A 16732-nucleotide genomic window follows, 5' to 3' on the forward strand; every position below is an offset into this window, starting at 1 on the left:
GTGGGCGGTCGTGAGCACCCTTGCCGTACGCGGGCTGACCCGCCGGTTCGGCGCGCTTGTCGTCCTCGACGACGTGCGCTTCGACCTCGACGCGGGTCAGGTCGCCGTCGTCGTCGGACCCAACGGTGCCGGCAAGACCACCCTGCTGCGCTGCGTCGTCGGGGCGGACCGCCCGGATGAGGGCGAGATCCTGCTCGACGGCCGGCGCTGCGACGAGACCGACCCCCGGGTCCGGGCGGCGGTCGCCGCCGCCCTCGACGACATCGACTTCTTCCCCGACCTGTCCGTCGTCGAGCACCTCGAACTGCTCGCCTACGCCCACGGCGGCACCGCCGGACCCGTCGCGGAGGTGCTCGCCGAGCTGGGTCTCGAACCGGCCCGCGACCAACTACCGGCGACGCTGTCCAGCGGGCAGCGCCGCCGCCTCGCCCTCGCCTCCTGCTTCGTACGCCCACGCCGGCTGCTCGTCCTCGACGAGCCGGAGCAGCGCCTCGACGTCCGGGGCCGGGCCTGGCTGGCGCAGCGGCTGCTGCGGGAGAAGGCGACCGGCACGGCGGTGCTGATGGCGTCACACGACACCGACCTGATCGACGCGGTCGCCGACCGGCGGATCGAGATCGGCGGTTGAGGTGACGTCGACCAGGACCTCTCCGCCCGCGCTGGCCACGCCCACGCCCCGGCAGGTGCGGGCCCGGCTGCGCGACGCCCGCCGCCGGCACCATCCCGGTTCGCTCGGCGAGGTGCTCACCGACGCCTACGTCGTGGTGCTGTTCGTCGCCCTGTACGGCTGGTTCGCGGTCGCCGCGATCCGCGACCACCTGACGGCCCCGCAGGTCGCCCGCACCGACCCGGGCGACAGGTACTGGATCGCCGTCGCCGCCGTCACGGCGGGGGCCGGGCTCGTCTGGTGGGGCCTGCGGCTGACCGGACCGCTGCTGGTCACCCCGGCCGCACAGGCCTGGCTGGTCAGTTCCCCGGTGGACCGGCGGGCGTGGCTGCTCCCCCGGTTCGGTGCCCTGGTCGGCGGCGGCACCGTCGGCGGCGGTGTGCTGGCGGTGGCCGCCGCCGTCGCCGGCGGCCACGACCGCCCCGCCGACCTGGCCTGGGCGGCGGTGGCCGGGGTCAGCTGCGGGGCCACCGCGACCGGCTGGGCCGTGGTCGCCCAGAGCGCCCGCCCCACGCCCCGCTGGGCGCGACGGCTCGCCGTCGGGCTGCCCGCCGCCGGGGCGACGATCGCGGTGCTGGTGGTGCTCGGGCACGCCGCCGGACGGTCCCTCCCGCTGCTGCCGGTGCCGCTCACTCCCACCGTCGGCCTGGCGTTGCTGCCGGTCGCGGTGGCGTCGACCGTCAGCGCGTACCGGCGGCTGCCCCGGGTGGACCGGGCGGCGCTGACCACGGGGGCGCAGTTCGCCAACGCCGCCACCACCGCCGCCGTGCTGCTGGATCCGTCGCTGCTCGCCGCGCTGGTGGAGAGCCGCAGGTGGCGCGCGATCGGCCTGGTAAGCGGCCGGCCCCTGCGGGCCGGCGGCCGGTTCGCGGTGCTGCTCCAGACGGAGGTACGCCGGTTGTCGCGGCGTCGGGGCGCCCTCGTCGGCTGGGCCGGGGCGCTGCTGACCATGTACGCCGTCGCGGTGGCGCTGCCGTCGGTCGCGGGTCCCGCGCACCTGGTCCTGGCGTACCTGGCGACCTGTCGGCTCACCGGTGGGCTGCGCGCGGTGAGCCGGTCGGCGGGGCTGCGGCGGTCCCTCGGCGGCAACGACGCCCTGCTGCGGCTGACGCACCTCGTCGTGCCGGGCCTCGGGGCCACCGTGTGGTACCTGGCCACCCTGCCGGCGCTGCGGCCGGTCCCCGTACCGCTCGACGCGGTGCTGCTGCTCGGGATCGTGACGGCCGCCTTCTGGGCCGGCACCCGCCCACCCATGCGGTACGGCGGGGCGGTGGTCAACACCCCGTTCGCGATGGTGCCCGTCGATCTGGTCCGGCAGGTGCTGCGCGGCCCGGACCTGGTCGCCGTGCTGGTGGTCGTCCAACTGCTCGCGGGGTGACGGCGGCGGCCGGACGCTCAGCGGGCCGGCAGGCAGACCCGGCCGGTGAACGCCGGGTCGGGTTGCCGGTTGCCCGCCCAGGCCGGGTTCGCCGCGATCGGCAGCGGCGGCGCCTGCCAGGCGGCGGCGAAGCTCTGCAACAGCGGGTACTCGGCCCGGGTGTGGGCGATCGGTTTACCGAGCAGGAAGTCGATCAACCGGTCCTGGAGCAGGCTGCGGTCCAGTAGGCCACCGTGCACGCCGGGGATCTGGTAGACCGGAATCCGGCTGTACTCCCCCGGCGGCGCCTCGGTGGCCGTCGCGGTGGGCAGGAAGGCGACGATCCGGACCCCCGGCACGGGACACATCAGCTGGTTGCGGTAGAACGGCGCGTCGTCGAGCAGCGACCTGATGAACGGCTCGTCCGGCCCGCCGCCGACGTCGGCGAGACCGAAGATGGCACGCAGTTGCCAACCGGTGACCACCCCCCAGCCCTGGTCGTGGTGCGGGGGCGGGTAGTAGGCCCGGCCGGCGTAGATCAACGGACTGAACATGACCAGGATGTCGACCGCCGGGTCGTGCCGCCGGGCCAGATAGGTGCGGGCCACCATCGCCCCCTCGCTCTCCCCGATCAGCGCCACCTGCCGCCCGGTACGCCGGTGCAGCAGCTCCACCTGCCGGGCGAGCAGCGCCACGCTGTCCGCCATCGACCGGGTGGTGTCCGCCGACCCGTACGACAGCGGCCTGCCGTCGGGGTCGAGCCCCCGGTAGGAGAAGCGCTGCACCCGGGGGTCGGACGGCTGCTCACCGCCGTAGTCCGAGCCGTAGCCGGTGAGCACGATCACCGCGTGGGTGACCGCGGCGGGCAGCGGTCGTTCCAGCACCGCCGTCCTGATCCACTGCTCGTTGCCCGGGACCAGCTCCGTCACCGGCGGGATGACCAGCGGCACGGCCACGGCCAGCAGCGCCGCCAGCGGGGTCACCGGCACCCGGGCCCACCGTAGCCGCGAGCGCAGCAGCGCTGCCCGGACGGTCCGGTTCCACAGCACCCCGTTGAGCGCCCCCGCCACCCCGGCCACCGGCACCGTCCACCAGCCGGGCACCACCCAGCACAGCGCGCCGGCCACGGTCAGCACCACGAAGTTCAGCAGTGACCAGCCGACCAACGAGATCGACGGCAGCCCCCGCCACCAGTGCTCCACCACGGCCACCCGTTGCAGGAACGGCGCGAGCAGGAACATCGGCAGCAGCGACGCCAGCAGCACCCAGGACAGGGCCACCACCGACGCCGCCACCGAGATCGCCGCCCAGGGTGCGACGAACCCGCCGACCAGCACGCCGAGCACGACGTTGCGGCGCAGCAGCCACCCCAGTGAGGGTCGGGGCACCCCCACCGGCCAGGCCAGCAGCACCAGGCCGGTGGTGAACAGGCCCCGGGCGACCAGCACGTAGGTCAGCCAGAGCACGAACTCCCACCACGACCGGTGGTAGACGTAGAGCCACCGCAGGTCGTGGTAGGTGTCGTACGGCCAGAGGGCGGTGAGCTGCGGGGGGATGCCCTGGGCGGCCCGGAATCCGAGGGCGACCAGCACGGTGGCCCCGATCATCGGCACCAGGCTGGTCACCAGCAGCAGCCCGACGAACCTTCGGTTCACGACCACCCCGTTCCGCCGTACCGTACGCGATCGCGTCTCTCGCAGGCTCCACCGGAACGACGGCCGGCGTCGGCGAATCCGGCACATTGCCCCGGTTCGACCGACTGCGGTGGGTGTTTCCGTCGGCGCTGCCGCCTGGCCCGGACGGGCCCGGGTGGCGCGGGGGACGGCGGCCGGTCCGGGGATGACCGGACCGGCCGCCGTCGCTGATCACTGGACCAGGCAGGTGCCCCCGTTGAACTGGAAGGCGGCCGGCCGCGGGTTGCTCGCGCCTGAGGTGCCCTGGACACCGAAGCTGACCGTGCCGCTCTGCGGCACGGTGCCGTTCCAGGCGGCGTTACGGGCGGTCACGGCGACGCCGGACTGGGTGACCTGCGCGTTCCAGGCGTTGGTGATCCGCTGGTCGGCGGCGAAGGACCAGGTCAACGACCAACTGGTGACCGGGGAGCCGAGGTTGGTGATCGACACCTCGGCGGTGAACCCACCGTTCCACTGGTTGGGCTGCCAGACGACCCGGCACGAGACGGGCGGTGGGGTGGTCGGTGGCGGAGTGGTGGGCGGCGGGGTGGTCGGCGCAGGCGTGGTCGGGGGTGGGGTGGTGGGCGGCGGGGTCGTCGGCGAGGGGGTGGTGGTGTCCCGCGGCGGGAAACGCAGGATGCGGTCGTCGGTCGACGCCGGGGTGCCCCGCCCGTCCCGGTTGCTGGTGGTGACCCAGAGCCAGCCGTCCGGCCCGTACTCGACGGTGCGCAGGCGGCCGTAGGTGCCGGTCAGCTCGGCCGTCGGGGTGCCGACCCCGCCGGTGCCGGTCAGCGGCACGGTCCACAGCCGGGTGCCGCGCAGGGCGGCGACGAAGAGCCGGTTGCCGGCGACCGCAGCGCCGCTCGGGGACGCCTCCGCGGTCGTCCAGACCAGCAGCGGGTCCCGGAACCGGGGGTCGTTGGCCCGCCCCTCGACCGTCGGCCAGCCGTAGTTGCCGCCGGGCACGATGAGGTTAACCTCGTCCCAGGTGTTCTGCCCGAACTCGGCGGCGTAGAGCCGCCCCTGGGCGTCCCAGGTCAGGCCCTGCACGTTGCGGTGTCCGAGGCTGTAGACCAGGGAGCCGGCCGTGGGGTTGTCCGACGGCGCCGACCCGTCCGGCCGCATCCGGAGGATCTTGCCGTTGCGGCTCTGCGGGTTCTGCGCGTTGGCGGTCTGCCCCGCGTCACCGACCCCGGCGTAGAGCATCCCGTCGGGGCCGAAGGCGATCCGGCCGCCGTTGTGGATGGTGGACCGGGCCAGGCCGGTGAGGACCGGCTCCTGGGTCTGCGGCGTGGTGAGCCGGAACCGGACGATCCGGTTGTCGGTGGCGGTGCTGAGGTAGACGTAGACGTAGCCGTCCTGGGCGTACCCCGGGGAGACCGCGAGGCCGAGCAGGCCGCCCTCGCCGGTCGCGGTCACCCCGGAGATCTGGGCCACCTGCTCCGGGGCCTGCCCGGGGCGGACCCGCAGCACCTGGCCGGAGTTGCGCAGGGCCGTCAGGGCGCTGCCGTCGGGCAGGAAGTCCATCCCCCAGGGTACGGTCAGGCCGGTGGCCACGACCTGCGGACGGGTGAAGTCGAAGTCGCCGAGGGCCAGGGTCGTGGCGGCCGGGGCCGGGCCGGCCGGGGCGGCCCCGGCGAGCGTCGCGGTGCCGACGCCGGTGGCCGCGAGCCCCGCCGCGACCGCTGCCGCCACCATCGAACGGACTCTCACGTCGGGCACCTCCCAGACATTAAGTGACTTGCGTCAATATAGCCCGACCTCGGTGAAAGACGCAGCGCTGGACGAAACCGACGCCGGCGGCGGCCCTCCCGCCGACGCCTACCGGTACGGCGGGCCTGTCGGGGGCGGCGGCTAGCATCCGCCGGTGACCCTCACCCCTGACGACCTGACCGGTTACGTCGAGCGTGACCTCGACGCCGATCTCGCCCGCTGGTTCGCCGACCGCCCACCGGTCGTCGTGCCCGACTCGACCCGGCCGGTGACGCCGATGCTCGACCGGCTGCCACCGCCGGCCGCCTCGGCGTTGGCGGCGTTCGACCGCCGCGTCCGGTCCGGGCGGATGCCCCGGTTCCTCGACATCCACGACTGGTCCTACGGCTTCGCCTTCGCCGGGAACGACTGCCGGCTCCTCGACGCCGACTACCGGCCGACGCTCACCGACGACGACGTCTACTCGATCGGCGCCGACGGCGGCGGCAACCTGCACGTGGTCCTCGCCACCGGGCAGGTCGGCCTCTGGTTCCACGAGGAGGAGGTCGTCGAGGGCGGCACCCGTTTCGACACCCTCGACGTCTTCCTCTGGTCGGTCGTGCGTTACCACGCGGTGCGGGCGGGCCGGCTGGAGCGGGCCGCCGTCGAGGCCGACTTCCGGTCGCTGGGCCAGGACGGCGTCCTGCGCCCCGAGGTCGGGCTGCTCAGCACGATGCCGTGACGCGCCACCCCGCCCCCGACACCCCCGATCCGTGACGCCGGCCGGGCCGGGGTGGGCACGCCGCCCGCTAGCGGGCCCGACCGGTGTCGCCGGACTGGGCCCACTCCTTGGCCAGCAGCTGGTAGGACCGCACCCGGTCGGCATGGTCGTGGGTGATCGTGGTGACCAGCAGTTCGTCGGCGTCGGTGACGTCCCGCAGGGTGCGCAGCCGCTCGGCGACCGTGTCCGGCGCGCCGACGAACCGGGTGTCCAGCCGGTCGGCGACGAGCTGCCGGTCGGCGGCGGTCCACGGCAGGGCGGCGGCCTGCTCGGGGCTCGGGTACGGGATCGCGCCCACACCGCTGCGGATGCTGTGCACCCAGTGCCCGTACGGGGTGGCCAGCCGACGCGCCTCGGCGTCGGTGTCGGCGACGACCACGTCGGCGGAGACCACCAGGTAGGGCTTCGCCAGCACCGCCGACGGCCGGAACGCCGCCCGGTACGCGGTGACCGCGTCGAGCACCGTCGCGGGGCTGACGTGGTAGTTGGCGGCGAACGGCAGGCCCCGCGCCCCGGCGAGTCGGGCGCTCTCCCCGCCGCTGCTGCCCAGCAGCCACACCTGCAGGTCCACCCCCTCCCCCGGTACGGCGTGCGCGTCGAGACCGTCGGCGTCCCGGTAGTCGCCGCGCAGCAGCGCGAGGATGTCGTCGAGCTGCCCGGCGAACCCGGGCGGTCGCGCGCCGGCCTGGTGCAGCAGCGCGGTGGCGAGCGCGTACCGGGGTGCGGCGGCGAGGTGGGCGTAGGAGAACGGGGCGGGGATCAGCAGCCCGTCGACCACCCGGGCCCCGGCCGGCGGTGCGACGGACGCGGCGGGTTCCCGGGCGGCGTCCGCGCGGGGCGGTCCGGACCGGCCGATGCCGAGGTCGATGCGGCCCGGGTGGAGGGTGGCGAGGGTGCCGAACTCCTCCACCACCGACAGGGCGGTACGGTGCCCCACCAGCAGCGCGCCGGAGCCGACCCGCAGCACGCTGGTGGCTGCGGCGACCTGCCCGATCAGCACGGCCGGCGCGGCGCTGGCCACCCCGGCGGCCAGGTGGTGTTCGGCCACCCAGTAGCGGCGGTAGCCGAACTGCTCGACCCGGCGGGCCAGGTCGACGGTGTGCCGCAGCGCGTCGGCGACGGTGCCACCGGCGGGCACCGGCGACAGGTCGAGCACGGACAGCGCGGTCGATGGCATGGGTGACCCCGTTTCTGCTCAGAGCGGCTCGGCGGCAGACGCCGGCGGACGGAAGGGACGGCTGGGGATCTCCCGGCGCAGCACGGGTGCCACCTCCGCCTGGAACAGCTCCAGGCTCCGCCGGTGTGCCTCGGCGGTCAGCCCGTCCTGGTCGGCCCGCAGGTGCATCACCTCGTGGCCGAGCTGCCCGTGCTGGCGCAACACCTTGTCGACGATCTGCTGCGGGCTGCCCACCAGCAGGGAGCTGCGGGCCACGGCGTCCTCGATGGTGGGGAAGACCGGCTCCACGCCGAGCCGGCGGGACGCGGCGACCCGGGCGTCGAAGATCGGCCGGTACGTCTCGACCGCCTCCTGTGAGGTGCGGGCGGCGTAGAAGCCGGCGGTGCCGGCCCCGACGAGGGCGTCCGCCGGGTCGTGGCCGTGGTGCACCCACCGTTGCCGGTAGTACCGGACCTGCTCCGCGTACGGCTCGATCGGGTTGACGACGTTGGCGGAGAAGATCGGGTCGCCGTGGCGGGCGGCCAGGTCGACCGAGTCCCGGCTGGTGGCGCTGCCGTGCCAGATCCGGATGGTCTCCTGCAGCGGGCGGGGCCAGGTCTCGGCCTCGGTCAGCGCCGGCCGGTACCGGCCCGACCAGGTGACCCGCTCCTCCCGCCAGAGCCGGCGGAACAGCTCGTAGCCCTCCCGGCTGCGGTCCCACTGGTCCTCGGCGGTGACGCCGAAGAGTCGGGCCTGGACGGCGCCGTTGCCCTTGCCGATGATCAGTTCCAGCCGGCCGTCGGAGAGGTGGTCGAGGGTGGCGTAGTCCTCGTAGGCGCGGACCGGGTCCAGCAGGCTCAGCGTGGTGACCGCGGTGAACAGCCGGATGGTGCGGGTCCGGGCCGCGATGTGGCTGAGCACCACCGGCGGCGCGGAGGAGATGAAGGGGCGTTCGTGGCGTTCGCCGACGCCGAAGCCGTCGAACCCGAGTTCCTCGGCGAGCACGGCGGTGTCGACCACCTCCCGGAACCGTCCGGTGGTGCTCCGCAGTCGCCCGGTGACCGGGTCGGGCAGGTGGGTGATCAGCGTGACCAGCAGGACCTTCATGCCGGGACCGGAGCCTTCCGTCGGGTGCCGGGCTGGATCACCAGCGCGAAGCACCGGGAGTAGGGCAACGCATCGTACGGCGGGAAGACCGCGATCGGCCGGTAGCCGGCGCGTTCGTAGCGGCGGACCGCGTCGGGCTGACGGTCACCTGTCTGCAGGACGATCCGGCCCGCGCCGAGCTGCCCGGCCGCCTCCCGGGCGGCGTCCAGGAGCTGATCGGCGATGCCCCGCCCCCGGTGGGCGGGTGCCACGTACATCCGTTTGAGTTCCAGGTCGCAGCCGTGCCAGCGCAGCGCGGCGTGCCCGACCGGGGTGGCGTCGGCGGTGTAGGCCACCCCCGTCCAGGCCACCGAGCCCGGCGCGAACACCCGTTCCGGGGGCAGATGGATCGGGTCGTACGGGCGGTCGGCGTACCGCTGGCGCAGCTCCCCGGTCATCGCGGCCCGCAGGGCCACCGCGTCCGGGTCGTCCGGGCGCAGCCGGCAGACGGTGACCGGAGTCGCCTGCGCGGCGGTCACGCCGCACCGACCCGGGTGACCGGGCGGGCGGCCCGCAGGCCGAGATGCTCCCGCAGGGTGGTGCCGGTGTACTCGGTGCGGAACACGCCACGTTCCTGCAGCAGCGGGACGACCCGGTCGACGAACTCGTCGAGCCCGCCCGGGGTCAGGTGCGGCACCAGGATGAACCCGTCGGCGGCGTCGGACTGCACGAAGTGGTCCATCTGCTCGGCGACCCGCTGCGGGGTGCCGACGAACGACTGCCGGCCGGTGACCTCGATGACCAGGTCACGGATCCCGAGCCCCTTCTCCCCCGCCAGCGCCCGCCAGCGCCGGGCGGTGCCGACCGGGTCCGGGTACATGCCGGCGCGGCCCCGGCTGACCGCGGCGGCGTCGGTGGCCGGGTCCTCCGCCGGCAGCGGGCCGTCCGGGTCGTAGCCGGACAGGTCCCGGTTCCACAGCTGCTCCAGCAGCAGGATCGCGGTCTGCGGGCTGACCTGCTGGCGACGGATGTGGTGGGCCCGTTCCTGCGCCTCGGCGTCGGTGTCGCCGAGCACGAAGGTCGCCCCGGGAATGATCTTCAGGTCGTCCGGGGTGCGGCCGTACCGGGACAGCCGGGCCTTGACGTCCCGGTAGAACTCCCGCCCCTCGGCCAGGGTGCCGTGCCGGGAGAAGATGGCGTCGGCGCTGGACGCGGCGAACTCCCGGCCCTCGGGCGAGTCGCCGGCCTGCAGGATCACCGGGTGCAGTTGCGGGCTGCGCGGCACGGTGAAGTGCCCGGCGATGTCAAACTGGTCGCCGTGGTGGGCGAAGACCCCCGGGTCGGCCCCACGGACGTACCTGCCGGTGGCGCGGTCACCGACGACGGCGTCCGCCGGCCACGACTCCCACAGCCGGCGGGCGACCCGGACGAACTCGGCGGCCCGCTCGTAGCGCAGCGACCGGTCGAGGTAGCCGCCCCGGCGGAAGTTCTCCCCGGTGAACGCGTCGGAGGTGGTGACCACGTTCCAGGCGGCCCGCCCGGCGCTGAGGTGGTCCAGGGTGGCCAGCTGCCGGGCCAGCTCGTACGGCTCCCGGAAGGTGGTGTTCAGGGTGCCGGCCAGCCCCAGGTGGGTGGTGACGGCGGCGAGCGCGGCCAGCACGGTGAGGGTGTCCGGCCGGCCCACCACATCCAGGTCGTGGATCCGGCCGCGTTGTTCCCGCAGCCGCAGGCCCTCGGCCAGGAAGAAGAAGTCGAACCGGCCGCGTTCGGCGGTGCGGGCCAGGTGGACGAAGGAAGCGAAGTCGATGTGGCTGCCGGAGGCCGGGTCGCTCCACACGGTGGTGTTGTTCACGCCGGGGAAGTGCGCGGCCAGGATGATCTGCTTGGGCATGGGTCCTCTCCGGGGGTCAGCGGGGGCCCGCGACGGCGTACCGGTTGGCCGGGCGGGGCAGCCCGAGCAGGTCGCGCAGCGTGCCACCGGGGTAGCCGGCGCGGAACAGGCCCCGGTCCCGCAGCGCGGGCACCACCGCCCGGGTGATCATGGTCAGGTCGTCGGGCAGCACGGCGGGACGCAGCCGGAACCCGTCCACCCCGGCCCGCCGCCACGCGGCGAGCAGGTCGGCGAGCTGCGCGGGGCTGCCGGTGAAGGTGGCCGCGTCACAGGTGTGCGCCGTCCCGTGCAGCTCGTCCAGCCGGTCCCGACGCCGTCGGGCCGCCGCCGGGGTGTCGTCGAGCAGCACCTGCAGGTCGGCGAGGATCCGCAGGGGCGGCCCGCCGCGGCCGATGGTCTCCTCGACGGCCCGGACCTCGGCGACGACGGTCTCGGCGTGCGCGGCGTCGGTGGGGGTGACGAACACGACGTCGGCGTGCCGGGCGGCGAACGTGTACGGCACCGTCGCGTGGGCCAGCACGGCGACCACCGGTTGCCCCTGCGGTGGCCTGGGAACGATCGACGGGCCCTTGACCGAGAACCACCGGCCGGTGAAGTCGGTGTAGTGCAGCCGGTCCCGGTCGATGAACCGGCCGGTCGGGGCGTCCCGGATCTCCGCGTCGTCCTGCCAGCTGTCCCAGAGGCGGCGGACCACCTCGACGGCGTCGGCGGCCTCGGCGAACAGGTCACCGACGAGTCGTGCCCGCTCGGGTTCGGCCAGTCGGGTCGGGTCCGGCGGCAGCTCCCGCCGACCGAAGTGCCCGGCCTCGGCCCGGTGGGCGGAGATCCGGGGCCGCCAGCCGGCCCGGCCGCCGCTGACGTGGTCGAGGGTGGCCACCGCGGTCGAAACGTGGAACGGCTCGGTGTGCGTGACGCTGGTGGTCGGGACCAGCCCGATGTGCCGGGTCAGCGGGGCGATCCGGGCCGCGACCAGCAGCGCGTCGAGCCGGCCCCGGAGCTGGTCGACCCGGCCGTCCGGCCCGTCGGGCAGGGACGACTGGAGGTCCAGCGAGTCCTCGATGGTGACCAGGTCCAGCGCGGCCTGTTCGGCCTGCCCGACCAGGGCGGCCCACCAGCGGGGGAACAGCGGTGCCGCCGGGTCGGCGTGGGACAGCCGCCAGGCGGCGGGATGCCAGCCGAGGCCGTCGAGGGCGACGGCCAGGTGCAGGGTGGGTTCGGGCATGGGTTCTCCTCCTCGGTCAGCCGGCGATGACCAGCGTGGGCAGCGCGTCGAGCAGGGACCGGGTGTGGTCGTGCCGGGGGTAGCTGAAGACGTCGCCGACGGGGCCCTGCTCGACCACCGCGCCGTCGTGCAGCACCAGCACCCGGTCGGCGAGGTGGTGCACCACGCCCAGGTCGTGGGAGATGAACAGCAGGGCGGTGCCGTCGGCGGCCCGCAAGTCGGCCAGCAGGTCGAGGACCTGGGCCTGGACGCGGACGTCGAGGGCGGAGACCGGTTCGTCGCAGATGATCAGGCTGGGCCGGGGGGCGACGGCGCGGGCGATGGCGACCCGTTGCCGTTGCCCGCCGGACAGCGACCGGGGGTGCCGGTGCAGCAGGTCCGGGCCGAGGCCGACCCGGCGCAGCAGGGCGACCACCCGGTCGGTGCGGTCCGGCCCGGGGTCGAGGTTCTCGGCGACGAGCCGACCCACGGTGTACCGGGGGTCGAAGGAGCCCAGCGGGTCCTGGGAGATCAGTTGCAGTCGGCGGCGCAGCGGCCGGCGGGCCCGCTCCGGCACCCCGGACCACCGGGTCGACTCGAAGGTGACGGTGCCGGCGTCGGCGGCGAGCAGGCCGGCGACGAGCCGGGCGACGGTGCTCTTGCCGGACCCGGACTCACCGACCAGCCCCAGCGTCTCGCCCCGGGCCACGCTGAACGACACGTCCCGCACGACGGTGTGCGGGCCGTACCGTCGGGTCAGGCCGACCGCGTCGAGCACGGTGTCGTCCGGGCGGACGGCGGGCCGCGTCGGCAGCGGGGTCCGCGCCAGTGCCGGCACCGCGCAACCGTCGCGGACCCGGGCCGGTTCGCTGAGCCGACGTCCCCGGGACGAGGCCGACGGCACCGCCGCGAGCAACTGCCTGGTGTACGGGTGCTGCGGTGCCTGCAACAGCCGGCCGGTCGGCCCTTCTTCGACGATCCGGCCGTCCCGCATCACCAGGACCCGGTCGGCCACCTGGGCGACCACCGCCAGGTCGTGGCTGATCAGCAGCAGCCCGACCCCGGTGGCCCGGCGTTCGGCGAGCAGCCGCAGGATCTGCGCCTGCACGGTGACGTCCAGCGCGGTGGTCGGTTCGTCGGCGACGAGCAGCACGGGTTCCCCGGCGATCGCCGAGGCGATCAGCGCCCGCTGCCGCAGCCCGCCGGAGAGCTGGTGCGGGTACTGTCGGGCCCGCCGGGCGGGTTCGGGCACGTGTACCTGGTCGAGGAGGTGGGTGACCCGGCCGGCGCGTTCCCGTCGGCCTACGATGTCGTGCGAGGCGAGCACCTCGCCGATCTCCGCACCGACGGTGCGCAGCGGGTCGAGGGAGACCAGCGCGTCCTGCACCACCAGCCCGGCGAGCCGTCCGCGCACCCGTCGCCAGTCCCGTGGCCGGTAGCCCCGCACGTCCCGGCCGGCGAGGTCGAGCCGGTCGGCGCGGACCCGGGCGTCGACGCCGGCCAGGCCGACCAGGGCACGGGCGGTGACGCTCTTGCCCGAGCCGGACTCCCCCACGAGGGCGACGCACTCGCCGGCCCCGACGGTGAGGTCGATGCCCCGGACCGCCGCCACCGGGCCGGTCGGCGTGTCGAAGGTGACGTGCAGGTCCTCGACGGCGAGCAGCGGGCCCATCAGGGACGCCGCCCGTCGAAGCGGGTCTGCCAGTGCCGGCCGACGACGGTCAGCGCGACCACCGTCGCGGTGACCGCCGCACCGGGCAGCACCGTCATCCACCAGGCCACCTGGAGGTAGTTGCGCCCCTCGGAGAGCATCGCGCCCCACTCCGGCGACGGTGGTTGCGGGCCGAGGCCGAGGAAGCTGAGCCCGGCGGCGGCCAGCACCGCCTCGCCGAGCCCGATCACGGCGAGCACCGGCACCGGGCCGAGCACGTTGGGCAGCACGTGCCGCCACACCAGCCGGGGACGGGACAGGCCGAAGCTGACCGCCTGTTCGACGTAGTCGGCCCGGCGGACCAGCAGGGTCTGCCCGCGTACCACCCGGGCGTGGTGCGGGAGGGTGGCGATGCCGATGGCGACGACCAGGCTGGCGGTGCCGGGGCCGGTGACCGTGATGAACAGCAACGCAAGCAGCAGCAGCGGGAACGCCGACAACGCGTCGAAGGACCGGCTGAGCGTCTCGTCGGCGAACCGGTGGGCCAGTCCGGCGAGCAGCCCGAGCAGCACCCCGCCGGTGACCGCGATCCCGGTCGCGGCGAGGCCGATGGTCAGCGAGTGCCCCGCGCCGTGCACCACCCTGGTCCACACGTCCCGGCCGAGTTGGTCGGTGCCGAACCAGTGCGCCGGGTCGGGGGCGGCGAGCGTGGCGCGCGGGTCGGCGGCGAGCGGGTCACCGGGGGCCAGCAGCGCCGGGAGGACCGCCGCGACGACCAGCAGGACGAGGTACGCCCCGGCGACGAGCAGGCCGGGTCGAGGCCGGGTGCGGCGTCGGCCGGCGGGGGTGGACGGGTCGGTGGCGAGCGGGACCGCCGCGACGGCGGTGGGCGTGGGCCCCAGGGTGACGGTCATCGTCAGCTCCTTCGCAGGCGCGGGTCGACGAGCAGGCAGGTCAGGTCGGCGGCGGTGTTGACCAGCACGTAGACGGCGGCGGAGAGCGTCACCACGGCCAGCACCACCGGCATGTCCTTGCTGGTCACCGCGCTCAGGGTGACCTGGCCGAGGCCGGGGCGGCCGAACACCTGCTCGACGATGACCGCGCCGCCGAGCAGGACGCCGAACAGCCAACCGGCGAGGGTGACCGCCGGCAGCAGCGCGTGCCGCAGGGCGTGGCGCAGCAGCACCGTCCGTTCCCGTGTCCCCCGGGCGCGGGCGGTCAGCACGAACGGCTCGTCCAGCGCCCGGTCCAGGCCGTCGCGGAGCACCTGGGCGAGCAGGCCGGCGATGGGCAGGGCGAGGGTGAGCGCCGGCAGCGCCAGGGCGGCGGGCCCCCGGTCGCCGGCGACGGGGAACAGCCCGTACCGGAAGGAGAGCACGCTGAGCAGCACGATGCCGATGAGGAACGGCGGGGTCGAGACCAGCAGCAGCTCGGCTGCGGAGCTGACCCGGCGCGGCCACCGCCGGCGACGGCCGGTGGTGCCGACCGCCACCACCACGGCCAGCAGCACCCCGAGGCCGGCGGCGGCGACGGCGAGCGTCGCGGTAGGGGCGAGCTGCTCGCCGATGACCTCGGCGACCGGGCGTTGCAGCAGGTAGGAGCGGCCCAGGTCACCCCCGGCCAACCGCCACAGGTAGTCGAGGTACTGCACGGCCGGCGGCCGGTCCAGACCCCACTCGGTGATGATCTGGGCCCGGATCTGCGGGGTGTCCGCGCCGTCGCCCACGATGCTGTCCACGGTGTTCCCGGGCGCGGCCAGCAGTGCCAGGTAGGCGGTGGTGGCGGCGGCCCACAGCACGACGAGTCCGGCGGCGACCCGACGGGCCACCGCCCGCAGCAGGCTCACCGCGCGATCCACAGGTCGTACGCGCTGGCCGGCACCCCGGCGGTGGGCTCGAACCGCACCCCGCCGACGGCGGTGCTGGCGGCGATCTGGTCGGCCGGGGCGTAGAGCGGCAGGGCGAGCGCCTGCCCGGCGACGACCCGCTGTTGCAGGGCGGCGTAGCTCTCGGCCCGCCGCGCGGGGTCGGTGGCGGCCTGCCCGGCCTCCAGGAGCCGGTCGAGCTGCGGGTCGGCGACCCGGGTGCGGTTGATGCCGCCGGCGGAGTGCAGCAGCAGGTTCAGCGCCGCCCCGGCGTCGGTGTCGGCGCGGGAGTTGTCGAAGACCTCGTACTCGTTGCGGTCGAACGCCTGCTGGGCGGTGCCCTGGTCGACCACGGAGACCTGTAGGTCGATGCCGGCGCTCTGTTTCACTGCCGCCTGCACGGCCTGGGCGAGCACGTCGCGGCGGTCGCGCACGTACGGGGCGGCCTGCACCAGCCGTACGGTGAGCCGCCGGCCGTCGCGGGTGCGGTAGCCGTCGGCGTCGCGGCCGGTCCAGCCGGCCTGGTCGAGCAGGCGGTTGGCCTTGGCGGCGTCCCCGCCGTAGCTGCCCTCCAGCCGCTTGTCGTAGAGCGGGCTGGACGGGCTGACCACGCTCCACGCCCGGGTCGCGGTGTCCCGGTAGACCGAGGCCAGCACGGTGTCGACGTCGAGGGCCTCCCGGAACGCCTGCCGGACCCGCAGGTCGTCGAACGGTGCGTGGGAGACGTTGAGGTAGTACGTGTAGGCGGAGCCGGAGTTCAGCTCGCGGGTCAGCCGCAGCCGCGGGTTGCCGGTGATCAGTGGCTGGTCGGTGGCGGGCACCCCCTCGATGAGCTGCACCTGCTGTGCGGTGAGGGCACCGACCCGGATCACGGACTCTTTGAGGAACCGGTAGGTGATCTCGTCGAGGTGGGCGGGGCCGGTGTGGGTGGCGGTGGGCGGGGCCCAGTCGTAGCCGGGGTTGCGCCGGTAGTGCAGTTCCTGACCAGGGACGTAGCGGTCGAGCACGAACGGTCCGGTGCCGACGACGTCGACGCCGCCGGCCTTGAGGTTCCTGGCCTCCCGCAGCGACCTCGGGGACACCTGGGCGCCCTGCGGGGAGGCGAGGAAGTCGAGGATGAGCACGTCGGGGGCGGTCAGGGTGAGCCGTACGGTGTGCGGGTCGACGACCTCGACGGCCTTGAGGTGGCGCAGTTGCACGGCGGCGACGGCGGGGGCGTACCCGGGTTCGCGGAGTTTGTCGAGGTTGGCCTTGACGGCGGCGGCGTCGAACGGGGTGCCGTCGGTGAAGGTCACTCCGGTGCGCAGCGGGAGGGTGTAGGTCAGGCCGTCGGGGGTGATCTGCCAGCCGGTCGCCAGCCAGGGCACGGGTCGGCCCTGCGCATCGTAGGTGAGCAGTGACTCGAAGCTGTTCCAGACCAGCAGGCGGGCCTTGGCCTGCGCGTACTGGTGCGGGTTGAGGGTGATCGGTTCGGTCTCGACGGCCCAGGTGAGCGCGCCGCCGGGGCGGGGTCGCCCGGCGGCCTCGGCGGCCGGGGTGGTGGCGGTGGCGCAGCCGGCGAGGGCGAGCACGGCGGCGACGGCGAAGGTCCGCAGGGGGCGGACGGGCATGGCGGGTTCTCCTGTCCAGGCAGGCGATCGGGTACGCCGACACCCGGCCGGGCGCGGGGCGCGGGCCGGTGCGGTGTCGGGAAGGGTGCGGCGGTCAGCTCGG

At 74.9% G+C, this 16732-nt stretch carries 14 protein-coding genes and 1 pseudogene; 3 read left to right on the top strand and 12 right to left on the bottom strand.

The annotated features are described in order from the left end of the window. Positions 1-10: 10 nt before the first annotated feature. Both JQN84_RS21140 and JQN84_RS21145 read left to right on the top strand, forming a co-directional pair. On the top strand, positions 11-628 hold the full coding sequence (locus JQN84_RS21140; RefSeq protein WP_281898037.1) for an ABC transporter ATP-binding protein: 618 nt from the start codon (positions 11-13) through the stop codon (positions 626-628). 1 nt (position 629) lies between these two features. Continuing rightward, positions 630-2045 carry a DUF6297 family protein gene (locus JQN84_RS21145; protein WP_204960229.1) on the top strand — a complete coding sequence of 472 codons (1416 nt, stop codon included), beginning with the start codon at positions 630-632 and terminating at the stop codon, positions 2043-2045. A 17-nt stretch (positions 2046-2062) separates the two neighbouring features. On the opposite strand, the gene JQN84_RS21150 is transcribed toward JQN84_RS21145, so the two are convergent. The 3 genes and pseudogenes from JQN84_RS21150 to JQN84_RS21155 form a co-directional block, all read right to left on the bottom strand. Beyond that, positions 2063-3766 carry a hypothetical protein gene (locus tag JQN84_RS21150; RefSeq protein WP_204960230.1) on the bottom strand — a complete coding sequence of 568 codons (1704 nt, stop codon included), beginning with the start codon at positions 3764-3766 and terminating at the stop codon, positions 2063-2065. Positions 3767-3889: 123 nt separating this feature from the next. Beyond that, positions 3890-4147, bottom strand: coding sequence for a cellulose binding domain-containing protein (locus JQN84_RS32605; RefSeq protein WP_372446005.1), 258 nt, complete (start codon positions 4145-4147; stop codon positions 3890-3892). Between the two features lie 180 nt (positions 4148-4327). After that, positions 4328-5395: pseudogene (locus JQN84_RS21155) on the bottom strand (PQQ-dependent sugar dehydrogenase); the annotation flags it as partial. Positions 5396-5564: 169 nt separating this feature from the next. Between JQN84_RS21155 and JQN84_RS21160 the strand changes: the two are divergent. Continuing rightward, complete coding sequence (locus JQN84_RS21160) at positions 5565-6131, top strand: hypothetical protein (protein WP_204960231.1); 567 nt, start codon at positions 5565-5567, stop codon at positions 6129-6131. A 67-nt stretch (positions 6132-6198) separates the two neighbouring features. Here the strand turns inward: JQN84_RS21160 and JQN84_RS21165 are convergent, their stop codons facing one another. Genes JQN84_RS21165 through JQN84_RS21205 form a run of 9 tightly spaced genes read right to left on the bottom strand, consistent with a single transcriptional unit; the run spans position 6199 to position 16629 of the window. Next, positions 6199-7347 (bottom strand): LLM class flavin-dependent oxidoreductase, encoded by a 1149-nt coding sequence (locus JQN84_RS21165; protein ID WP_204960232.1) that lies wholly within the window; start codon positions 7345-7347, stop codon positions 6199-6201. An 18-nt stretch (positions 7348-7365) separates the two neighbouring features. Continuing rightward, positions 7366-8433, bottom strand: a complete 1068-nt coding sequence (locus tag JQN84_RS21170) for an LLM class flavin-dependent oxidoreductase (protein ID WP_204960233.1) — start codon at positions 8431-8433, stop codon at positions 7366-7368. Continuing rightward, a complete protein-coding gene (locus JQN84_RS21175) occupies positions 8430-8951 on the bottom strand; it encodes a GNAT family N-acetyltransferase (RefSeq protein WP_204960234.1) in 522 nt (173 codons plus the stop codon). Before JQN84_RS21175 ends, JQN84_RS21170 begins: the two co-directional genes overlap by 4 nt. After that, a complete protein-coding gene (locus tag JQN84_RS21180) occupies positions 8948-10303 on the bottom strand; it encodes an NtaA/DmoA family FMN-dependent monooxygenase (protein ID WP_204960235.1) in 1356 nt (451 codons plus the stop codon). The genes JQN84_RS21175 and JQN84_RS21180 overlap by 4 nt, the downstream gene beginning before the upstream one ends. Positions 10304-10319: 16 nt before the next feature. Continuing rightward, positions 10320-11525 carry an LLM class flavin-dependent oxidoreductase gene (locus JQN84_RS21185; protein ID WP_204960236.1) on the bottom strand — a complete coding sequence of 402 codons (1206 nt, stop codon included), beginning with the start codon at positions 11523-11525 and terminating at the stop codon, positions 10320-10322. A gap of 16 nt (positions 11526-11541) precedes the next feature. Beyond that, entirely contained in the window at positions 11542-13176 is a 1635-nt protein-coding gene (locus tag JQN84_RS21190; RefSeq protein ID WP_204960237.1) for a dipeptide ABC transporter ATP-binding protein, read from the bottom strand. Then, positions 13176-14069, bottom strand: a complete 894-nt coding sequence (locus JQN84_RS21195) for an ABC transporter permease (RefSeq protein WP_204960238.1) — start codon at positions 14067-14069, stop codon at positions 13176-13178. The genes JQN84_RS21190 and JQN84_RS21195 overlap by 1 nt, the downstream gene beginning before the upstream one ends. A 2-nt stretch (positions 14070-14071) precedes the next feature. After that, entirely contained in the window at positions 14072-15001 is a 930-nt protein-coding gene (locus tag JQN84_RS21200; protein WP_281898052.1) for an ABC transporter permease, read from the bottom strand. Further along, complete coding sequence (locus JQN84_RS21205) at positions 14998-16629, bottom strand: ABC transporter substrate-binding protein (protein WP_204960239.1); 1632 nt, start codon at positions 16627-16629, stop codon at positions 14998-15000. Before JQN84_RS21205 ends, JQN84_RS21200 begins: the two co-directional genes overlap by 4 nt. Positions 16630-16732 lie beyond the last annotated feature (103 nt).

The sequence above is a fragment of the Micromonospora humidisoli genome (assembly GCF_016900955.1).
GTDB classification, from domain to species: Bacteria; Actinomycetota; Actinomycetes; order Mycobacteriales; family Micromonosporaceae; genus Micromonospora; species Micromonospora wenchangensis.

Excerpts from the sequence above, each read along its gene's own strand:
- JQN84_RS21190 (WP_204960237.1), bottom strand. The coding sequence starts at position 13,176 with ATGGGCCCGCTGCTCGCCGTCGAGGACCTGCACGTCACCTTCGACACG.
- JQN84_RS21195 (WP_204960238.1), bottom strand. The coding sequence starts at position 14,069 with ATGACCGTCACCCTGGGGCCCACGCCCACCGCCGTCGCGGCGGTCCCG.
- JQN84_RS21165 (WP_204960232.1), bottom strand. The coding sequence starts at position 7,347 with ATGCCATCGACCGCGCTGTCCGTGCTCGACCTGTCGCCGGTGCCCGCC.
- JQN84_RS21170 (WP_204960233.1), bottom strand. The coding sequence starts at position 8,433 with ATGAAGGTCCTGCTGGTCACGCTGATCACCCACCTGCCCGACCCGGTC.
- JQN84_RS21205 (WP_204960239.1), bottom strand. The coding sequence starts at position 16,629 with ATGCCCGTCCGCCCCCTGCGGACCTTCGCCGTCGCCGCCGTGCTCGCC.
- JQN84_RS21150 (WP_204960230.1), bottom strand. The coding sequence starts at position 3,766 with ATGTGCCGGATTCGCCGACGCCGGCCGTCGTTCCGGTGGAGCCTGCGA.
- JQN84_RS21185 (WP_204960236.1), bottom strand. The coding sequence starts at position 11,525 with ATGCCCGAACCCACCCTGCACCTGGCCGTCGCCCTCGACGGCCTCGGC.
- JQN84_RS21180 (WP_204960235.1), bottom strand. The coding sequence starts at position 10,303 with ATGCCCAAGCAGATCATCCTGGCCGCGCACTTCCCCGGCGTGAACAAC.